We start from the raw sequence: 19,704 nt of genomic DNA, 5'->3' as shown, positions 1-19,704 counted from the left end.
GCGGCACCGACAAGAACGGCCGGTGATCAGCGAGAACGGCGCAGGCGCAGGAAGTCGCTGACGACGTACTCGCCCAGCCGCTCGGCGTCGGGCGAGAAGACGCGCCCGCCGTTCCTGCGGGCCACCTCGTCCACGAACTCCTTCAGCCGGTCGTCGGCCGCCAGCATGAAGATGTTGATCGTGGCCCGCCGCCGGGTCATCTTGTCCACCTCGGCCAGTGTGAGCTCCAGCGTCTCGTGCGACGGCGGCCACTCGAACGCCGAGCGCCCGTCGCGCATGAGGTGGGCGGTCGGCTCGCCGTCCGTGACCACCAGCACCACCGGCTCGAAGTCGGGGTGGCGGTCGAGGTGGCGGCCGGCGATGAGCAGGGCGTGGTGCAGGTTGGTGCCCTGGACCATGTCCCAGTCGAGCCCGGCCAGCTCGTCGGGCTGCAGCACCCTGGCGTAGTTGGAGAAGCCGACGATCTGCACGGCGTCCTGCGGGAACTTGGAGGCCACCAGCGCCTGCAGGGCCAGCGCCGTCTGCTTCGCCGCGGCCCAGGTGCCGCGCAGGGCCATCGAGTACGACAGGTCCACCAGCAGGCAGACGGCGGCGGCGCTGCGGCGCTCGGTCTCGGCCACCTCGAAGTCGTCGACCGTCAGCCGCACCTTGGGCCGCTCGCCGAGGCTGACGCCGCCGCCACGCACGCCGTTGACCAGCGTGCGGACGACGTCGATCGGCTGCTCGTCGCCGAAGCGCCAGGGCCGCGAGGAGCCGGTGAGCTCGCCGGCCGAGCCCGCGTCGTGCTGGTCGTGGTCGCCGCGGCGGCCTCCGTCGAGTGAGGCGAAGACCCGGCGCAGCGCGGTCTCGCCCAGCCGGCGCACCGCCTTGGGGGTGAGCTCCAGCTTGCCGCGGCGGCGCAGCAGGTAGCCCTGCTCCTCCAGCTCGCGTTCGATGCGCTTGAGCGCCTCCAGGTCGTCGACCGCCGAGCGGCCGAGCGCACGGCGTACGGCGGCCTCGTCGATGTCGTCGAGCCGCGCGCCCGGGTAGTCCTGGCGCAGGGCGGTTTCGAGCTGCGTGAGGTCGGCCAGCTCCTCAAGCGCTGTCACGGCGTCGCCCATGGCCAGGGGCTCCTCGCCGGTGAGGCGCTCGGGGGCGTTCCAGGCCAGGTCGGGGCGGCGGGCGTAGAGCGCCTCGCCGAGGCGGCGCATCTGGTCGGCCAGGCCCGCCTGGTCGAGGGTCTGGTTGATGAGGTTGCCCAGCTCCTCGCGCTGGCGCGGGGTCATCGAGGCCAGCATGCGCTGCGTGGCGGCGGCGCGGCGGGCGAGGATGTCGACGAGCTCGTCGAGGGTGCGGGGCTTCTCCGGGAAGAGATCCCCATATTTCGACATGAAGTCATCGAAGTCGTCCTGCGTGTGCTCGCCTCTGGAGTCGCGGTCGAGCATGTCGTTCAGGTCCGACATCATCTGGCGGACACGTTCCATGGCCGCCGGGTCGGGGTTGGCCAGCGCGTCGCGCAGGCCCCTGAACTGGCTGTCCAGCACCTCCCTGCGCAGCAGGTCGCGCAGCTCCTCGAAGGTCTGCCTGGCTGCCGCGGAGCGCCACTCGTACGAGCTCAGCTCCTGGATGGCGCTGGCCGTGTCCTCGGGCAGCGCGTCGAGCTCGGACTCCCGCAGCCGCGCCTCGTCGGACGGGTCGGGGAACAGCTCGGCCCGCTCCTGCCCGATCGCCTTGTCCAGCAGCGCCCTGGCCCGCTCCAGCGTGCCGTCGAGGCGCCCGCGCTCGCGCAGGTCACGGCGGCGCCGGCGGACCTCCTTGAGCATGTCGTCGAGCCCGCGGCGGTCCTGGCCACCGGGCAGGCCGCGCTTGAGCAGATCACGCAGGGCGTGGACCGGCGTCGAGCCCGACAGGATCGCATCGCCCATCTCGTCGAGCGCCGCGCGCACGTCGTAGGGAGGAGCGAGGGGGTCGGGGCCGTCGTGGTATTCGCCATAGCGGAAGGCCATCACGAAACCACGCTAACCCGGAAAACGCCCCCATGTGTGTGCGTGGAAGATCAGGCGTCGCCGAAGATCTCCCACACCTGGTCCAGTGAGTCGGCGCCCGGGGTGTACTCGATCTTGACCAGGACGGGGTGCCTGACCGTCTTGAGGGCCTTCGTGAGGTCCGTCCACGTGCACTGCTTCTTGCCCAGGCCGTTCCTGTCGGCGTTGACCGGCCTGCCGGACAGCCAGCCGTCGCCGCAGCCGGCCGTGGTGCGGGAGAAGCCCGTGACGTACGAGTAGCCGAGCTTGATGGTCTTTCCGCCCGTCGCGAACAGGAGGGTCGTGTCGTCCACCCGCTTGATCGTCCCCCTGGCCGAGCGCTGCTCGGGCCACTCGGCGAGCAGGATCTCGTTCACCTTGACCGCCTTGCCGCCCCGATGCTCGACCCGCACCGGTACGGGACCGCGCCCCAGCGAGGTGGCCAGCTGCCCGGAGGCGCACCGGGTGCGCCCGAGCCCCTTGGAGTCGAGGGCCACGTGCCCCTCGGTCTCCTTCAGGTCGCACTTGACCGTGACCCGACCGTAGGCCGCCCCGGTGTAGTCGAGCCGCAGCTCCTTGGCCCCGGAGACGGCCTTCAGCCGGTGCAGCACGTTGCCCTGGCGGGTCACGCGGGTGGCCGACTTCGGCAAGATCCGCAGGTGACCCTTGCCGTTGGACCAGGCCCATCCGTACGCGGAAGTGGCGGCCTGGGCGGGCACGGCGAGCGTGCTCAGCGTGAGAGCGGCGATGGTGGCACAGGTGAACAGGCGCATGGACGGTCTCCCCCGACGGCGTAGTTCTGTACCACTATGACGCGGGAGAGCGCCCACTTGTTCACGTGCGGTAAACGGTCACCCCGTCAATGTCTTCCTTGGACAACCGCCGCATCAGGTAAAGCCCTTCGAGGGCGAACTCCAGCGCCGCCGCCGCGTGCCCGGGAGACTCCTCGCCCGCGCCCATGCCCAGCCGCGACATGACCTTGGCCAGGCCCGTGACGGGACCGATCCGGTGCAGCAGCTCGCCGGCCGGCACCAGCTCGCCCGACTCCACCTGGTTGCCCTCGGCGAACTTGTCGGTCACCGGCGACAGGTCCATGCCGCCCAGCCGGTTCCTGAACGTCTCGGCCGTCGCCCGCCGCAGCAGGTGGGCCAGGATCTCGGTCTCCCTGCCCTCCTCGCTGACCTCGAACTCCACCTTGCCGCGCAGGCTGTGCACCACGCAGGCCAGGTCGACCACGCGGGCGACCGGCTTGTCCTCGCCGGCGAGCGCCGCCCTGCGGGTCGCGGAGGCGGCGGCGGTCTCGGCCGCGGCGATCGAGAAGCGCGCGGACACGCCGGAACGGGCGTCCACCGCGGTCGACTCGCGGACCAGCCGGGTGAAGCGGGCGATCACCTCGATGAGATGCTCGGGGACGTCGGCCCCGATGTCCGGCACGGACTCCTGGCGGATGAGCGTGAGCTCGTCCTCGACCGTGAGCGGGTAGTGGGTGCGGATCTCGGCGCCGAACCGGTCTTTCAGCGGCGTGATGATCCGGCCCCTGTTGGTGTAGTCCTCGGGGTTGGCGCTGGCGATGAGCAGGATGTCGAGCGGCAGCCGCAGGTTGTAGCCGCGCACCTGGATGTCGCGCTCCTCCAGCACGTTGAGCAGCGACACCTGGATGCGCTCTGCCAGGTCGGGCAGCTCGTTGACGGAGAAGACGCCGCGGTTGGTGCGCGGGACCAGGCCGTAGTGGACCGTCTCGGGGTCGCCGAGCGTGCGTCCCTCGGCGATCTTGATCGGGTCGACGTCGCCGATCAGGTCGCCCACGGACGTGTCGGGGGTGGCGAGCTTCTCGCCGTAGCGTTCGTCGCGGTGCTTCCACGCCACCGGCAGCTCGTCGCCCAGCTCGCGCGCCATGGCCTGGCAGCGGGTGCAGACCGGGGCATAGGGGTGGTCGTTGATCTCGCACCCCTCGACCACCGGCGTCCACTCGTCGAGCAGGCTGGTCACGGTGCGGATGAGCCGGGTCTTGCCCTGGCCGCGCTCGCCCAGGAGGACCAGGTCGTGCCCGGCGAGCAGGGCCCGCTCCAGGTGCGGCAGGACGGAGTCGTCGAAGCCGACGATGCCGGGGAAGCGCGGCTCGCCCGCCCGCAGCTTGGCGAGCAGGTTTTCCCGGACCTCGGCCTTGACGGTGCGATGAACGTGGCCGCTCTCTCGCAACTCGCGGAGAATACGTGGCTGATGCACGGGATCGAGACTACGTCCCCCGTGCGGAATGTGTCAGAGAGTTTCGCAGCTGGCGGAGATTTCGGATCTTGACTATTGCGTGACGGTTCGTGCGCGTGCTTGTCCTTTTAGTGGGGAGAATCGGGCCTAGGGAACTTGGACATGTCGAGGGAGGCGAGATCCGTGGCCTTGATGACAAGCCGCTTCGCCGACGGCCTCGCCGTGGGTTCCGACCTGGTGGAGGCCGCGGAGAACGCCGTCGGTCAGGCACTGTCGAGGCTCAACGGCCCAGCCGACCTGGTCTGCTTCTTCATCTGCGGCGACGATCCCGAGGACGTCGCGCGGGCCGGCCAGGCCGCGATGAAACTCGCGCCCGAGGCGCACGTGATCGGATGCAGCGCCACCGGAGTGATCGGAGACGGCCAGGGCATTGAGCTGACGCCGGCCGTGAGCGCGTGGGCGGCCACCCTGGAAGGGGCGCGGCTGACCACGTTCGCCTTGGAGACGCTGACGGCCGAGGACAGGTTCGTCGTCGTCGGGCTGCCGGAACGCGGCGGCGACGACCACGTGGCGATCCTGCTGGCCGATCCGTACACCTTTCCGACCGACGCCTTCGTCGAGCGCTCTGTCGACGTCCTGGGCGACCTGCCGCTGATCGGCGGGCTGGCCAACGGGCTGCAGGGCAGGGGCTCCGTACGGCTCTTCGCCGACGGCGAGATCTACACCGAGGGCGCGATCGGCGTGCTCCTCAGCGGCCCCGTCAAGATCAGCACGGTGGTCAGCCAGGGCTGCCGCCCGATCGGCCCGAGCATGGTGGTCACCGCGTCGGAGGACAACCTGCTGCTCGAACTGGCCGGCCAGCCGGCGCTGGCCCGGCTGGAGGACATCGTCAGCGACCTGGACGAGGACGACCGCGAGCTCGTCGCGTCCGGGCTGCAGATCGGCCTGGCCATGGACGAGTACGCCGAGCGGCACGAACGCGGCGACTTCCTGATCAGGGGGGTCATCGGCATCGACCCCGACCGCGAGGCCGTGGCCATCGGCGACATCGTCGAGGTCGGCAGGACCGTGCGTTTCCAGGTCCGCGACGCGGCCACGGCCGACGAGGACCTCTACGACCTGCTCGACGCGCACCGCGAAGAGCTGGGCAAGGTGGACGGGGCGCTGCTGTTCTCCTGCAACGGGCGCGGCTCGGCCATGTTCGGCACCGCCGACCACGACCCGGTCGCCCTGCGCGACACGCTGGGGCCCATCGGCGTGGCCGGCTTCTTCGCGGCCGGGGAGGTCGGGCCGGTCGCCGGGCACAACCACGTGCACGGCTTCACGGCCTCGGTCCTGGTCTTCTCCAGCGCCGCCGGCAGCCCCTGACGACGCCTGTCGCGCCCTGACGGCCCGGAGACACTTGCGGGAGCCGTACGGACCTCTGAGGCCCCGCACAGCGGGTCAGGCTGGGCGGCGGGGCTGGTAAAGCCAGGCGTCGAACAGGGCGGTGAGGTCTTTCCCGGACAGCCGTTCGGCGAGGTCGATGAACTGGTCGGTGGTGACGTGGCCGTAGCGGTGGTCGGCGGCCCACGTCTTGAGCAGGGTGAAGAACGTGGCGTCGCCGACGGCCTTGCGCAGCGCGTGCAGGGTCATGCCGCCGCGCGTGTAGACCGACTGGTTGAACAGGTCGTCGGGCTTGGCGCGCCCCGGCGGGTAGGACCACATCGGGTCGGTGGCGGGGCGTTTGAGCAGCTCGGCGAAGGTGGCCTCGGCGGTCTTACGGCCCTTGTGCTCCGACCACAGCCACTCGGCGTAGGTGGCGAAGCCCTCGTTGAGCCAGAGGTCCTTCCAGCGCCTGATGGTCAGGCTGTTGCCGAACCACTGGTGGGCCAGCTCGTGCGCGATGATCGTCTCGTCGGGGTCGAAGCCGCCGTAGAGCGGTTTGGTCTGGTTTTCCAGCGCGTAGCCGGCGGAGTAGTCGTCGACGACGCCGCCCGTCGAGGAGAACGGGTAGGGGCCGAAGACCGTGGACCAGTAGTCGGTGACCTCGGCGGAGACGGTGTAGAGCTTGTCGAGCGTGGACTTGAACCGGGGATCGGTGGCGGCCAGGTTGGGGATGCCGCTCGCCGTGGTGCCCTGGCGCAGGTCGAACTTGCCGAGCGTGGCCGTGGCCAGATAGCTGGCCATGGGGTGGCGCTCGCGCCAGCGGAAGGTGGTCGTGCCGCCCTTGGTGGCGGGCGCGCCGACCATCTCGCCGTTGGCCAGGGCCGTCACCCCGGCGGGCACGGTGATCGTGAAGTCGTAGGTGGCCTTGTCGGAGGGATGGTCGTTGTTGGGGAACCAGGTCTTGGAGCCGTTGGGCTCGGAGGCCACGAAGGCGCCGTCGGAGGTCGGGACGAAGCCGTAGGTGCCCAGGTTGGCGCTGTCCTTGCGCGGCTTCGGGGTGCCCGAGTAGGAGACCTTGACGGTGAACTTGGCCCGGTCGGCGATCGTCTTCGCGGGCCGCACGGTCAGCTCGTCGCCCTGCCTGCCGAACCTGGCGGGGGAGCCGTCGACCGCCACCTCGCGCACGTCGAGCCCGGCCAGGTCGAGGTTGAAGCGGGACAGCTGCTGGGTGGCGCTGGCCTTGATGGTGGTGACGCCGGTGAGCCGCTTGGTGGCGGGCACGTAGTCGACGACCAGGTCGTAGTGGGCGACGTCGTAGCCGCCGTTGCCGTCCTTGGGGAAGTCGGGGTCGCCGATGCCGGGCGCGCCCGCTCGCTGGTCGGCGGCGGCCGGCGCCTCGTCTCCCGGCAGCGGCCCGTCGGCCGGTGAGCAGGCGAGCACGCTGACCAGCGCCGCGACCATGGCCATCCTGCGTCTGTTGACCCGCATAGGCGACCGGCCCCCTTCGGTTCGTGACCAGAATCTTACGCTGAGTCAGGCATTGACGACGACCGTCCTGGCGGCCTTGTCGTGCAGTGCCTGTTTTCGGGGGTCGAAGAGGATCCAGCCGAGATCGAGCAGGCTGCCCACGCAGCAGAGCCAGGCGAGCACGCTCATCACGGCCTGCCTGACCGCCGCCTGGCCCACGCCGATCCTGCGGTCGTACTCGCTGACGACGCGGATGCCGAACAGCTTCTTGCCCGGCGTCTGGCCGTTCCAGAAGGCGTGCAGCAGCCAGAAGTACAGGAAGGCCAGCAGCCCGGTCAGGAAGGCGTGCTCCACCGGGTAGCGCTCCCAGGCGCCTCTGCCGCCGTCCCAGGCGTACTCCCAGCTCGTCCAGCTGAACGGCGCGGCGGCGACGCTGACGATGAGCCAGTCGAGGACGCCGGCGAACAGCCGCCGCCAGCGTCCCGCCAGCCCCGGTGGTGGCAATCCCATGATGTCTGGATGACCACCACTAAGTCGGGACAAACTAAAGGTTGCCTCTGCGTTCCTGCTCGCGCTCGATCGCCTCGAACAGCGCCTTGAAGTTGCCCTTGCCGAATCCGAGCGAGCCGTGCCGCTCGATGAGCTCGAAGAACACGGTGGGCCTGTCCTGCACGGGCTGGGTGAAGATCTGCAGCAGGTAGCCGTCCTCGTCGCGGTCCACCAGGATCCCGCGCTTCTTCAGCTCCTCGATCGGGGCGCGCACCCGGCCGATGCGCCGGCGCAGCTCGGGATCGTCATAGTACGAGTCCGGCGTGTCGAGGAAGCGGACCCCGGCCGCCCGCATGTGGTCGACCGTGGCCAGGATGTCGTTGGTGGCCAGCGCGATGTGCTGCACGCCGGGCCCTCCGTAGAACTCCAGGTATTCGTCGATCTGCGACTTCCTGCGGCTGACGGCCGGCTCGTTGAGCGGGAACTTGACCTTGCGGCTGCCGTCGGCCACGACCTTGGACATCAGCGCCGAGTATTCGGTGGCGATGTCGTCGCCGATGAACTCGGCCATGTTCGTGAAGCCCATCACCTTGCGGTAGAACTCCACCCACTCGTCCATCTTGCCCAGCTCGACGTTGCCGACGCAGTGGTCCACCGCCTGGAACAGCCGCCCGTTCCTGGTGTCCGGCGGCGCGACCAGCGGCTCGGCGGCGGCGTAGCCCGGCAGGTAGGGGCCGCCGTAGTTGGACCTGTCGACCAGCGTGTGCCGGGTCTGCCCGTACGTGGCGATGGCCGCGAGCACGACCTTGCCGTGCTCGTCCTCCGCCGTGTACGGCTCCACCAGCCCCTTGGCGCCCTGCGCGACCGCGTGGGCGTACTCCGCCTCGACGTCGGGCACGTCGATGGCCAGGTCGATCACCCCGTCGCCGTGCTCGGCCACATGCCGCGCGAGTTCGGTGCCGGGGCGGATCGACGCCCTGAACTCGAAGGTGGCGCTGCCCGACCTCAGCACGTACGCGACCTCGTCCCTGCTGCCGTTCTCAGGCCCGCGATAGGCGACCAGGCGCATGCCGAAAGCGGTCGAATAGTAGTGGGCCGCCTGCCTGGCGTTGCCCACGGCGAACACCACGGCGTCCATGCCGTTGACCGGAAAGACATCACTCATACCACAAACACTGGATTTACCTGGACGACTTGCGCAACAGTTACTTTGATGAGTGTGCAATCTGCCTAGTCGTATCGCCGATCCTCGGGTACATCTGTACAGCATGACGATCGACGAACTCGACGCCCGATTGATCGCCCTGCTCACCGCCGAGCCCCGCCTGGGGGTGCTGGAGTGCTCACGCCGGCTCGGCGTGGCCCGTGGCACGGTCCAGGCCAGGCTCGACCGGCTCACCGAGCGAGGGGTGATCACCGGTTTCGGCCCCGACGTGTCGCCCGCCGCCCTCGGCTACGACGTCACCGCGTTCGTCACCATGGAGATCAGGCAGGTGGCCGGGCACGATCCGGTGGCCGACCGGCTGGCTCGCATCCCCGAGGTGCTGGAGGTGCACACGATCACCGGTGACAGTGATCTGCTCTGCCGGGTGGTGGCGCGCACGAATGCCGATTTGCAAAGGGTTATCGATCGCATCGTCGACGTTCAGGGCGTACTCAGGACTAATTCGATCATCGCCCTTGACACGCCGGTTCCCTACCGAGTGTTGCCTTTGGTCGCCGATGTTCCGCGTCGTGGAGGCCGCTAGTCGTACTATCGCTAAGGGACGAGGCACCATTATCGATCGTTTACCCTTGGCATTCGCCCAGCTTGCGGGGGTTGGGCGACGCTTGACGACGAGGGGAGTCGAGGGGTGCGGATCGGCGGTGGGAAAGGGATGCGGAAACGACGGATACTCCGGGTGCTCCTGATATCTATCGGTACCGGAATCCTGGTACTGGCCGGGCTTTTCGCCATTGCGTGGGCCCTGACTCCCATTCCGGATACGACCCAGAAACAGGCCACCGCGCAGGGCTCGGTGATCTATTACCGCGACGGCAAGACGGTGCTGGCGCGCCAGGGGATCGACCGCAGGAAGGTCGAGCTGGCCAAGGTGCCCAAGCACGTGCGCGACGCGGTCATCGCCGCCGAGAACCGCTCCTTCTACGAGGACGCCGGCGTCTCGCTCAAGGGCACCGGGCGGGCCGTGTGGTCCACCCTCACCGGGCAGCAGCTCCAGGGCGGCTCCACCATCACCCAGCAGCTCGTGCGCAACTACTACAGCGGCCTGAGCCAGGAACGTTCCGTCACCCGCAAGTTCAAAGAGATCCTCATCGCGATGAAGGTCGACCAGTCCAGGTCGAAGGACTGGGTGCTGGAGCAGTACCTGAACACGATCTACTTCGGCCGGGGCGCCAACGGCATCCAGTCGGCGGCGCGCGCCTACTTCGGCAAGGACGTCGAGGAGCTGAGCGTGTCGGAGGGCGCCTACCTCGCCTCGGTGATCCAGCAGCCCAGCCGCTTCGCCGCGCCCAAGGGCTCCGACCTGGCCGCCGCCCAGGAACGCTGGCGCTCGGTGATCGCCGCGATGGGCCAGACCGGCGCGCTGCGCGCCGACGAGGTGGCCTCCCAGGTCTTCCCCAAGCTCAAGGCGCCGAAGAAGCCGTTCGAGCTCAAGGGTCAGGCCCAATACATGCTGGAGCAGGTCACCGCCGAGCTCAACCGGCGTGGCTACTCCGACGAGGACGTCAACAGCGGCGGGCTCAAGATCGTCACGACGTTCGACAAGAAGCTCATGCAGGCGGCCGAGCGGGCGGTCTCCGACATGCTGCCCGACGACACGCCCAAGAAGGTACGCACCGGCCTGGCGGCCGTCGATCCCGCCACGGGCGAGGTCGTCGCCTTCTACGGGGGCAAGCCCTCCCAGTCGAAGTACTACGACAGCGCGTTCTCGGCCAAGGTCATGGCCGGGTCGACGTTCAAGCCGTACACGCTGGCCGCCGCGCTCGACAACGGCTTCGACCTGTCCACCAGGGTCAACGGCAACTCGCCCATGCGCGTCGCCTCCGCCTCCCAGTCGATCCCCAACGACGGCGACCGCTCGTACGGGCAGATCAACCTCGTCAGCGCCACCCAGAACTCCGTCAACACCGCCTTCGTGGACCTCGGCCAGAAGGTCGGCCTGGACAAGGTCGCCAAGACCGCCGAGGCGGCCGGGATCCCGGCCGCCCAGCTCGACCAGCACGCGAACGCCGCCGCCTTCCCGCTCGGCGTGGCCTCCGTCAGCGCCGTCCAGAACGCCTCCGGCTTCTCCACCTTCGCCAACAAGGGCGTGCACATGGAGGCCCACGTGGTGAAGTCGGTCACCGACGCCGACGGGCGAGAGGCGGTCGTCAAGCCGCTGGCCACCAAGGCGGTCGGCGAGCAGGCCGCCGCCGACACCACGTACGCGATGGAGCAGGTCGTCAAGTACGGCACCGGTACCGCCGCCCGCCTCTACGACCGCCCGGTGGCCGGCAAGACCGGCACCACGGACGAGTCCAAGGCGGTCTGGTTCAACGGCTTCACGCCGCAGCTCGCGGTGGCGGTGAACATGTTCCGCGACGACAACGCCACGGTGACGATCCCCGGGTACGGCACCCAGTTCGGCGGTCAGTTGCCGGCGCAGATCTGGCGGGCGTTCATGACCGAGGCGATGGCGGGCAAGCCGGTCGAGGAGTTCCCCGAGCCGTCGGAGTACGGCTGGTCGCCCGACTACTCGGAGCCCGACCCTGGTCAGGGGGACGTACCCGACCAGGAGTACTCGCCGCCGCCCGACCAGGACGACTGGGACGTTCCCGAGCCCGACGTCACCGACGAGCCGTTCCCCGACGAGCAGCCGACGGAGGAGGCGCCGCAGGACGACGGCCGGCCCGACGAGCAGCCACGCGAGACCGCCCCGCCGGACACGCTGCTGCCCGACCAGCCGTCGATCCAGCAGGACGGGGGTGGTGGCGGCACGGACGACCGCCCCAGCCGCCGCCCGACCGGCTGACCTGCTGGAACTGTTGAGTGGGTCAGCGGGCCAGCTCGGCGCGTAGTTCCTCGACCGTCGTCACAGGCATGCGGCAGGTGAACTGCCTGCACACGTACGCGGCCGGTGCGCCGCCGACCGGCTCACGTCCCTCCAGCAGTGCGGGAAAGACGGGCTCACGCCCGGCGAGTCCGTTGTGGTCACCCCGTCCCAGGGCGACGACCAGCCCGGGCGCGGCGGCGAGCAGTGCCTCGCGGTGCAGCGCCGCCGTACGCGGGTCGTCGGCCGGCCCGACCACGGCCACCTCGGCGGGCCCCGACAGCGCCGCACGCGCCACGGCCAGCCCCCACCCCGCGAACCTGGCATGCTGCGTGGCCAGCACCGACACGGTGCCCAGCGCGGCCTGTGCGGCCTCACGGTGCCGGGTGGAGCCGGTCAGCGCCCCGTAGGAGAGCAGGGCGCCGGCGGCCGCGTACTGGCCGGAGGGGGTGGCGTTGTCGGTCGGGTCCTGGGGCCGCTGGAAGAGCCGCTCGGCGTCGTCGGCGGTGTCGTAGAAGCCGCCCGTCCCGTCGGAGAACCGGTCGAGCACGGTGTCGAGCAGCGTGCCCGCCAGCCGCAGCCACCTGGCCTCGCCCGTGACGCCGTACAGGGAGATCAGACCCTCGGCCAGGTCGGCGTAGTCCTCCAGCACACCGGCGTTCGTGCCCGCCCGGCCGTCCTTGGAGGTGCGCAGCAGCCTGCCGCCGTCGATGTGGGTGCGGGCGAGCAGCTCGGCCGCCTCCGTGGCCGCCGCCACCAGCTCGGGACGCTCGAACACGGCGCCGGTCTCGGCCAGCGCCGCGATGGCCAGGCCGTTCCACGCGGCCACGACCTTGTCGTCGCGCCCGGGACGCACCCGGCGCTCACGGGCGGCCAGCAGCCGCGACCGTACATCCGCGTACCGCTCAGGATCTTCCGGGTCGCGCAGCAGTTGCAGCACGGACGAGCCGTGCTCGAACGTGCCGCCCGCCGTCACCTCGAACAGCCCGGCGGCCCACCGGCCGTCGTCCTCGCCCAGCACCTCGCTCAGCTCCCCGGGCGTCCAGACGTAGAACTTGCCCTCCACGCCCTCGCTGTCGGCGTCGAGGGCCGAGGCGAACCCGCCCTCGGGCGTGCGCAGCTCGCGCAGCAGCCATCCCGCCGTCTCCAGCGCCACCCGCCGCGCGAGCTCGCCGCCGCCCGCCTTCCACCAGTGCGTGTAGACGCGCAGCAGCAGGGCGTTGTCGTAGAGCATCTTCTCGAAGTGCGGCACCACCCACGCGCGGTCCACGCTGTAGCGGGCGAACCCGCCGCCGAGCTGGTCGTACATGCCGCCGCGGGCCATCGCCTCCAGCGTCGCGCCGCTCATCTCCCGCTCGCCCGAGCGCAGCAGGAACTCCAGCACCATCGACGGCGGGAACTTGGGCGCCCCGCCGAACCCGCCGTGGGCCTCGTCGAACGTACGCCGCAGGTCGGCCACGGCCTCGCGCAGCGTCTCCTCGCCCGGCAGCGGCCCAGTGGGCAGGGTGGCGTGCGTGTTGAGCGCCTCCACCACCTTCGCGCCCTGGCGCAGCACGGAGTCCCTGTCGCCGGTCCACACCCGGTGCACCTCGGTGAGCAGGCGCTGGAAGGCGGGGCGCGGGAAGTAGGTGCCGCAGTAGAACGGATGCCCGTCGGGCGTCGCGAACACCGTCATCGGCCAGCCGCCCTGCTGCGTCATGGCCTGCGTGGCGCCCATGTAGACGGCGTCGACGTCGGGACGCTCCTCGCGGTCGACCTTGATGTTGACGAAGTGCTCGTTCATGAGGCGCGCGGTGCCGGCGTCCTCGAAGCTCTCATGGGCCATGACGTGACACCAGTGGCAGGCGGAGTAGCCCACGCTGATGAGCAGCGGCACATCCCGCCGGCGCGCCTCCGCGAACGCCTCCTCGCCCCACGGATGCCAGTCGACCGGGTTGTCGGCGTGCTGGAGCAGATAAGGGCTGGTCGCGTCTTTCAACCGGTTCATGAAGCCTCCCCTGCCAACCCTAGACGCCACCACCGCCGTGCCCGGGCGCGCGGGTCTGGGCAGGCTGACTCGGGTGGGTGGGACGGCGTAGGTTACGGGGCGTGGACATGGACTTCCTCCGCGCCTACGCCGGCCGGCCCGCGAGCGGGATCACGCGCAGGGACGTGGCGCGCGCGTTGCTCGCCGTGCCGTCGGGGGTCGCGCTCGTGGCGCTGCCCGACCTGCGGCGGGCCATGATGGCGGCGGGCAACCCGCTCTCCGTCGCGTTCTGGGAGTCGGCCAAGGCGACGCTCGGCTCCATCGAGGCGGGTGTGGCCACGGTCGGTGACGTGCAGCGGTGGGTCGAGTCCACGGGCACGGAGCCGATCCTCGTGACGCCCGGCTACTTCGTGTGGCCGGAGGAGGACGAGCGCGGGCCCGTGGCCACGGAGATGTTCGCGCGGCTGGTGGCCTACCTGGAGGAGCGGGTGGAGGCGGGCGAGGTCGATCCCGACGCGCTGGCGACCGGCGACAGGGCGGCCAGGCAGACGTACGAGGAGCTGCAGGAGCGCTGGCTGAGCACGCCGCTGCCCGACGGCAGGGTGCCGGGGTTCGCGGTGAGCGACGAGCAGGACGAGGAGCTGTTCGCCGCCTGGGACGAGGAGGAGGCGTTCGCGCTGTCGGAGCTGCGCCGCATCATGGCGGAGCTGCCCGAACGGCCTGAGCTGCCCGCAGAGGAGCTGGAGGCGGCCGCCACGAGGCTGCGGGCGCTGCTGGACCTGCCCGGCTATCCCGGCAGCGTGCTGCGGGCCTGCGCCGGGTTCGACGAGCGGCCGGTGCCGGACGACGACGTGGAGCTGTGGCTGGCGGTGGCGGCGGGCGTCGCGGGGCCGGTCTCCGACCTGTCGGAGGGCGGTGACGTGCTGGAGGAGTTCGCCGACCTGGACGGGGAACTGGGCGAGGAGGACACGGCGCTGGCCAACCTCTGCGCGATCCAGCACGCCGACTGGCTGGCCGGGGTGGCGGCGCTGGTGCGGCTGGGTCCTGGCGTGCTGGCCTCGCCGGAACGGATGGCGCGGCTCATCGCCGAGTCCGAGGACATCGACATCGACGATCAGGACGAGGACGACCTCGGCGCCACGGAGGGGCTGTTCGCGTCGGTGGTGAGCCTGTGGGGGCACCTCGGCATCGTGGACGGGAGCGAGGTGCTCACCCGGCTGGGCTGGTGGGGGCTGCCGCAGGCGTTGGAACGTGCCTGGTCGCCCGCCGTCGACTGAACCTCCGTCGCGGGTACGTCCGTCGCGAGTGCGTCCTTCGCGGGCACGCCCGGCCGCACGGCCCCGTCAGTCGGTACGGCCCAGTCGTTACGGCGCTGTCAGGCGGTACGGTCCTGGGCGTCCACGAGGTCCTCGAACTCGGGGTGGCGCTTGATGTACTTCGCCACGTACGGGCAGAGCGGCACGACCCGCAGCCCCGTGTCGGCGCTGGTGCGCAGGGCCTGGTCGACCAGCTTGCCGGCCAGCCCCTGCCCCTCGTAGGCGGGCAGCACCTCGGTGTGGGTGAAGACGACCTTGGTGGGCAGCAGCCGATAGTCGGCGAACCCGGCGACCTTGCCGTCCACGAGGATCTCGAACCGGTTTTCCGTCGTGTTGTCGACGACTTCCATCGGCATCTATTCGGCTTTCTTGTCAGCGACGACCTTGTCGTCGGCCCCGTCGGCCCCGTCGGCCCCGGCGGCCTCATCGACCCCGTCGGTCCCGCCGGCCCGATCGCCGGCGGCACCGGACGCCCGGCCGTCGGCGCTGTCGTCGAGTTCGCTCTCGCGCGGCACCTGGATCTTCGACATCTGCTTGTTCATCGACTTGATCAGGAGATAGAGGGCGAATCCGATGAGGGCCACGACGATGAAACCGAGGACGCCCGGGCTCACGTCACCAGCTGCTAGAACGGTCACCCTTCCAGTCTGCCACCGGGGGGTCGTGCTCCGGCCAGGGGCGCCGTCAGTGGCAGGCGGGCTCGACCTCGTCGGCGTGGATGCCGGCGAACAGGTCGTCCTCGGGCAGCTCGGTGTCGACCAGCGAGCGGGCCAGGTGGTAGTCCTCGGTCGGCCAGATCTCCTGCTGCAGTTCGCGCGGGCAGACGAACCAGAAGCCGTCGGGGTCGACCTGGGTGGCGTGCGCCAGCAGGGCCTCGTCGCGGATCTCGAAGTAGTCGCCGCAGGGCACGCGCGTGGTCACCGGCCACTTGGCGGGGCGGTCCTCCCAGCGGGCGATCCAGTCGGAGTAGGGGGAGCCGAGGCCGCGCTCGGTCATGGCCTCGTGCAGAGCCTCGAAGCGCTCCTTGGTGAAGCCCATCTGGTAGTAGAGCTTGAGCGGCTGCCACGGGTCGCCGGCGCCCGGGTAGCGGTCGGGGTCGCCGGCCGCCTCGAAGGCCTCGACGGAGACCTTGTTCGTCATGATGTGGTCGGGGTGGGGGTAGCCGCCGTCGTCGTCGTACGTGATGATCACGTGCGGCCTGAACTCGCGTACGGCGGCCACCAGCGGAGCGGCGGCGTCTTCAAGCTTGTGCAGGGCGAAGCAGCCCTCGGGCAGCTCCTCCTCCTCGCTCTCCGGCAGCCCGGAGTCGACGAAGCCCAGGAAACGCTGCTCGACGCCGAGGATCTCGCGCGCCCTGGCCATCTCGGCCCTGCGCACCTCGCCGATGTTGGCCACGATCTCGGGCCGGTCCATCTTGGGGTTCAGCACCGAGCCGCGCTCACCGCCCGTCAGCGTACAGACCAGCACTTCCACGCCTTCGCGGACATAACGCGCCATCGTCGCGGCACCCTTGCTCGACTCGTCGTCGGGGTGGGCGTGAACGGCCATCAGCCTCAGCGGTGCACTCACGAGCTCGATGCTCCTCAGTCGGGACCAGTCAGTCGCCCAGAGAGGTTAGTTTCTGCTGGGCGGTCGCGAGGGCACACCCCCCGCGGGCGACAATTGTCTCGGATAACGCTCAGGGAGTGCAGGGAGATTCCGCCATGGCCACCAGAGATGTCGAGAACGGACCGGTTCTCGGCACCCCCGACGACTTCCCCGATCGCCCCAAGCGAGGTGGCCGGCTCGTCGTCCACGTGGTGATCGGCGTGCTCGTCGCCATCATCGCCGGTGGGTGGGGTTACGTGATGTGGTCGATGACCGCGGGCGGGTCGGAGGCGCCGTCGCAGGTGATCACGTTCGAGGTGCTGGGGCCCAGCCGCGCCGAGATCACCTTTGAGGTGTACAAGGCAGACGATAGGGTGGCCGTCTGCCGGATCAGGGCGCTGGACGTCGATCACGCGGAAGTGGGCAGCAAGGAAGTAAGAATCCCGGCTGGTGAGGGTAGTAAGCAGCTCAAGGAAAGCCTCGACACGAGCGGTCAGGCGACTTCCGTCCACATCCAGTACTGCAATCTCGTATAGTGAGACATTTGGGGAAGCGTTCGAGCGGTTAACTTGTTAGCCTTTCGCAATTCAACCGTACGCATCCTCAAGTGATCTCAGGGCCCCCTAGGCAAGCAAGGAGAACCCGTGGCCGACTCTCGCGATGAGAACGTCACCTGGCTGACGCAGGAGGCGTACGACCGCCTGAAGGGGGAGTACGAATACCTCTCCGGCCCCGGGCGCGTCGACATCGCCAAGAAGATCGAGGCTGCCCGCGAAGAAGGCGACCTGAAGGAGAACGGCGGCTACCACGCCGCCAAGGACGAGCAGGGCAAGATGGAGGCCAGGATCTTCCACCTGCGCCAGATCCTCGACAACGCCCAGGTGGGCGAGGCCCCCAAGGCCGAGGGTGTGGTCGGGCCCGGCATGACCGTCACGATCAGGTTCGTCGGTGACGACGACGAGGTCACCTTCCTGCTCGCCTCCCGCGAGGAGAGCGGAGCGCCGATCGACGTCTATTCGCCCAAGTCCCCGCTGGGCTCGGCGATCAACGGCAAGAAGATCGGTGAGAAGGCGACCTACTCCATGCCCAACGGACGGCAGAACACCGTCGAGATCCTCGAGGCTGTGCCGTACATCGGCAACTGACCCCCCTGGACGACGACCGCCGGGCCCACGCTGGCCCGGCGGCATTTTCGCATTCATCCGGAATTCGGCAAGACCTCAGTTTCTTAGTCAAAACCCGTAAGCGGCGCAACACGCTCAAACTCGTGCCATTCATCGTGGTGGCGCTCGTGGCGGTGATGACCGCCGACGTGCTGCTGCTCACGCAGGCCCGCACGGCCGTCGAGCCCGTCGCGGTACGCGCCACGCCGAAACAGTCGCTGCTGGCCGACAAGCGCCCCCAAGAACGGCGCTCCCAAGAACAGCGCCCCCAGGAACAGACCTCGCAGGCCAGGACCCTCCAGCCGGTCGCGCCGCTGGGCAAACTGCACAAGCCCAACCTGTTCGTGCTCACCCGCAGGCCGTTCACCAACGCCGCTTTACAGAGGGTCGCGAGACTTTCCGGCGTACGCGCGCTGGAGCTGGCCGACGCGGCCTCGATCACGCTCGACGGCAAGCGGGTACAGACCCTGGCCGTCAACCCCTCCACGTTCCGCGCCTACACCCCCAAGGTGACCGCCGCGTCCGACGCGCTCTGGCAGAACGTGGCGGCCGGTGACGTGGCGGTCTCGTTCGTGCTGGGCAACGACGGCGGGCTCACGCTGCACCGCAGGGTGCCGGCGGGCTCGGCGGGCAACCTGCGCATCGGCGCGTACGCCACCACGGGCTTCGGCGCGGTGGACGCGGTCGTGTCCAGGGACGTCGGCCGCACCCTCGGGGTGCCGCAGAACAACGCGCTCATCGTCAGCGCGCCCAAGGCCAACTCCGACACCCTGCGCAAGCGCATCCTGAAGGTGTTGCCCAAGGGCACGCAGGTGGCCATGGTCAACCCGGTGCTGCCCCGCCCGCGGCAGAGCGTGGCGCGCAACTGGCCGGCCGGCTCGTTCATGACGGGCGAACAGCTCACGGTGGCGCTCAGGGCGGCCGTGTCCAAGCTGGGCCGCCCCTACGTCTGGGGCGCCGAGGGCCCCGACACCTTCGACTGCTCGGGCCTGGTCCAGTGGGCCTTCGCGCAGGCCGGGGTGCGGATGCCGCGGGTGACGCACCAGCAGTGGGTGACCGGGCCACAGGTGCCGCTCGCGCAGGCGCAGCCGGGCGACCTGCTCTTCTGGCGCAACGACCCGACCAACCCCGACTACATCTCGCACGTGGCGATCTACTGGGGTGACGGAAAGATGTTGCACGCGCCGCGCACCGGCGACGTGGTCAAGATCGTCCCGGTGAACACCCGCAACCTGGCCGGAGTCGTCCGCGTCAGCCCCGTGGCGGCGGCCGGGGTCCGATAGCCCGTCAGAAGCTCGCTCCGGACGGTGTCAGAGCCTCCGGGGAGAGGCCAGGGCGTCGGGAGCCTCCTCGACCGGAGACCGAAGAACCGGAGACCGGAGACACGCCTCATGGACAGTCTTCGCTATCCCTTCCGTGCATCGGTGCCGCAACTATGTAATGTTGATTACATGGCAACGGATGATGCGACCGCGCAGGTGCGCGGCTGGTTCACCGGGCGGCTGCCCGAAAGCTGGTTCACCGGCGCGCCCGAGATCGTCAGGGACCGCGAGGAGATCGCGGTACTCGGCACCCTGCCCGGCCCTCCAGAAGACGTGCCGGAGTCCGAGCGCGCCGCGCTGATCGAGGGGCTCGCGGTCAGGTTCAGGGAGGAGACGCGCGAACGGCGGATCGAGATCGCCAGGGAGGCCGAGCGCAAGTTCCGGCAGAAGGTCTCCTGGGGTGTCGTCTGCGGCGGTGAGACTGTGATGTTCACCACACTCTCCGTGCCCGTCATGACCCGCCTGCGTCAGTCGGAACGCCAGGTGCTCGACACGCTCGTGGCCGCGGGTGTGGCCAGGAGTCGCAGCGACGCACTCGCCTGGTGCGTGCGCCTGGTGGGCAAGAACACCGACACCTGGCTGAGCGATCTGCGCGACGCTCTCCAGCACGTCGACCGCGTTCGCTCCGCGGGGCCGGACGTCAATTCCTGAGACGGCCCAGGGGAAACGGCTCCGGCATTGGACTAAACCACTTCGGAAATTGGTTTAGACCAGCTTAATTGGACTGGACCAGTGCTCGGAATTGCTTCTTTTAAATCCGCTCGGCCTGGGTAGGCTCCCCCAATCG

18 protein-coding genes are annotated in these 19,704 nt (G+C 69.7%); 8 read left to right on the top strand and 10 right to left on the bottom strand.

All coding sequences use genetic code 11. The features are described 5' to 3' along the window. Positions 1-26 precede the first annotated feature (26 nt). The 3 genes from AB0C27_RS38840 to AB0C27_RS38830 all read right to left on the bottom strand — a co-directional run bounded on the left by AB0C27_RS38840 (position 27) and on the right by AB0C27_RS38830 (position 4,229). Positions 27-1,985, bottom strand: a complete 1,959-nt coding sequence (locus AB0C27_RS38840; RefSeq protein ID WP_357855071.1) for a hypothetical protein — start codon at positions 1,983-1,985, stop codon at positions 27-29. Between the two features lie 50 nt (positions 1,986-2,035). Beyond that, positions 2,036-2,776 carry a hypothetical protein gene (locus AB0C27_RS38835; RefSeq protein WP_357855068.1) on the bottom strand — a complete coding sequence of 247 codons (741 nt, stop codon included), beginning with the start codon at positions 2,774-2,776 and terminating at the stop codon, positions 2,036-2,038. A 61-nt stretch (positions 2,777-2,837) separates the two neighbouring features. Beyond that, complete coding sequence (locus AB0C27_RS38830; protein WP_357855065.1) at positions 2,838-4,229, bottom strand: sigma 54-interacting transcriptional regulator; 1,392 nt, start codon at positions 4,227-4,229, stop codon at positions 2,838-2,840. Positions 4,230-4,400: 171 nt separating this feature from the next. Here AB0C27_RS38830 and AB0C27_RS38825 point away from each other — a divergent pair, with 171 nt between their 5' ends. Continuing rightward, the gene (locus AB0C27_RS38825; protein WP_357855542.1) at positions 4,401-5,576 is read left to right on the top strand and encodes an FIST N-terminal domain-containing protein; all 1,176 of its coding nucleotides are present in this window, start codon (positions 4,401-4,403) and stop codon (positions 5,574-5,576) included. Between the two features lie 75 nt (positions 5,577-5,651). Here AB0C27_RS38825 and AB0C27_RS38820 read toward each other — a convergent pair whose 3' ends face one another. Genes AB0C27_RS38820 through hppD form a run of 3 tightly spaced genes read right to left on the bottom strand, consistent with a single transcriptional unit; the run spans position 5,652 to position 8,697 of the window. Further along, the gene (locus tag AB0C27_RS38820; protein ID WP_357855062.1) at positions 5,652-7,064 is read right to left on the bottom strand and encodes a M1 family metallopeptidase; all 1,413 of its coding nucleotides are present in this window, start codon (positions 7,062-7,064) and stop codon (positions 5,652-5,654) included. A gap of 45 nt (positions 7,065-7,109) precedes the next feature. After that, a complete protein-coding gene (locus tag AB0C27_RS38815; RefSeq protein WP_357855059.1) occupies positions 7,110-7,553 on the bottom strand; it encodes an RDD family protein in 444 nt (147 codons plus the stop codon). Positions 7,554-7,587: 34 nt separating this feature from the next. After that, a complete protein-coding gene (gene hppD / locus AB0C27_RS38810) occupies positions 7,588-8,697 on the bottom strand; it encodes a 4-hydroxyphenylpyruvate dioxygenase (RefSeq protein WP_357855056.1) in 1,110 nt (369 codons plus the stop codon). A 103-nt stretch (positions 8,698-8,800) separates the two neighbouring features. On the opposite strand from hppD, the gene AB0C27_RS38805 reads away from it, so the two are divergent. Both AB0C27_RS38805 and AB0C27_RS38800 read left to right on the top strand, forming a co-directional pair. Further along, positions 8,801-9,280 carry an Lrp/AsnC family transcriptional regulator gene (locus AB0C27_RS38805; RefSeq protein ID WP_357855053.1) on the top strand — a complete coding sequence of 160 codons (480 nt, stop codon included), beginning with the start codon at positions 8,801-8,803 and terminating at the stop codon, positions 9,278-9,280. A gap of 270 nt (positions 9,281-9,550) precedes the next feature. Then, positions 9,551-11,545, top strand: a complete 1,995-nt coding sequence (locus AB0C27_RS38800; protein ID WP_357855050.1) for a transglycosylase domain-containing protein — start codon at positions 9,551-9,553, stop codon at positions 11,543-11,545. A gap of 22 nt (positions 11,546-11,567) precedes the next feature. Here the strand turns inward: AB0C27_RS38800 and AB0C27_RS38795 are convergent, their stop codons facing one another. Beyond that, positions 11,568-13,550 carry a thioredoxin domain-containing protein gene (locus tag AB0C27_RS38795; RefSeq protein ID WP_357855047.1) on the bottom strand — a complete coding sequence of 661 codons (1,983 nt, stop codon included), beginning with the start codon at positions 13,548-13,550 and terminating at the stop codon, positions 11,568-11,570. A gap of 107 nt (positions 13,551-13,657) precedes the next feature. On the opposite strand from AB0C27_RS38795, the gene AB0C27_RS38790 reads away from it, so the two are divergent. After that, positions 13,658-14,806, top strand: coding sequence for a hypothetical protein (locus AB0C27_RS38790; RefSeq protein WP_357855539.1), 1,149 nt, complete (start codon positions 13,658-13,660; stop codon positions 14,804-14,806). A gap of 98 nt (positions 14,807-14,904) precedes the next feature. On the opposite strand, the gene AB0C27_RS38785 is transcribed toward AB0C27_RS38790, so the two are convergent. From AB0C27_RS38785 to mca, 3 genes are read right to left on the bottom strand one after another with little or no spacing between them, the layout of a single operon-like run. Beyond that, positions 14,905-15,201: a GNAT family N-acetyltransferase gene (locus tag AB0C27_RS38785; RefSeq protein ID WP_357855043.1), complete on the bottom strand. Its 297-nt coding sequence runs from the start codon at positions 15,199-15,201 to the stop codon at positions 14,905-14,907. Continuing rightward, positions 15,202-15,483, bottom strand: coding sequence for a hypothetical protein (locus tag AB0C27_RS38780; protein WP_357855040.1), 282 nt, complete (start codon positions 15,481-15,483; stop codon positions 15,202-15,204). It abuts the gene before it with no gap. A gap of 46 nt (positions 15,484-15,529) precedes the next feature. Further along, complete coding sequence (gene mca, locus AB0C27_RS38775; protein ID WP_357855037.1) at positions 15,530-16,414, bottom strand: mycothiol conjugate amidase Mca; 885 nt, start codon at positions 16,412-16,414, stop codon at positions 15,530-15,532. A gap of 134 nt (positions 16,415-16,548) precedes the next feature. Between mca and AB0C27_RS38770 the strand changes: the two genes are divergently transcribed. The 4 genes from AB0C27_RS38770 (at position 16,549) to AB0C27_RS38755 (ending at position 19,568) form a co-directional block, all read left to right on the top strand. Then, entirely contained in the window at positions 16,549-16,968 is a 420-nt protein-coding gene (locus AB0C27_RS38770; protein ID WP_326635065.1) for a DUF4307 domain-containing protein, read from the top strand. A 108-nt stretch (positions 16,969-17,076) separates the two neighbouring features. Then, the gene (greA, locus tag AB0C27_RS38765; protein WP_106240602.1) at positions 17,077-17,577 is read left to right on the top strand and encodes a transcription elongation factor GreA; all 501 of its coding nucleotides are present in this window, start codon (positions 17,077-17,079) and stop codon (positions 17,575-17,577) included. 122 nt (positions 17,578-17,699) lie between these two features. After that, entirely contained in the window at positions 17,700-18,878 is a 1,179-nt protein-coding gene (locus tag AB0C27_RS38760; RefSeq protein ID WP_357855034.1) for a C40 family peptidase, read from the top strand. Positions 18,879-19,046: 168 nt separating this feature from the next. Then, the gene (locus AB0C27_RS38755) at positions 19,047-19,568 is read left to right on the top strand and encodes a hypothetical protein (protein WP_357855031.1); all 522 of its coding nucleotides are present in this window, start codon (positions 19,047-19,049) and stop codon (positions 19,566-19,568) included. The last annotated feature ends 136 nt before the right edge of the window (positions 19,569-19,704 follow it).

This window comes from Nonomuraea sp. NPDC048882 (assembly GCF_040649755.1).
Taxonomy (GTDB): domain Bacteria; phylum Actinomycetota; class Actinomycetes; order Streptosporangiales; family Streptosporangiaceae; genus Nonomuraea; species Nonomuraea maheshkhaliensis.
This window is presented reverse-complemented; position numbering and strand designations above follow the sequence as displayed.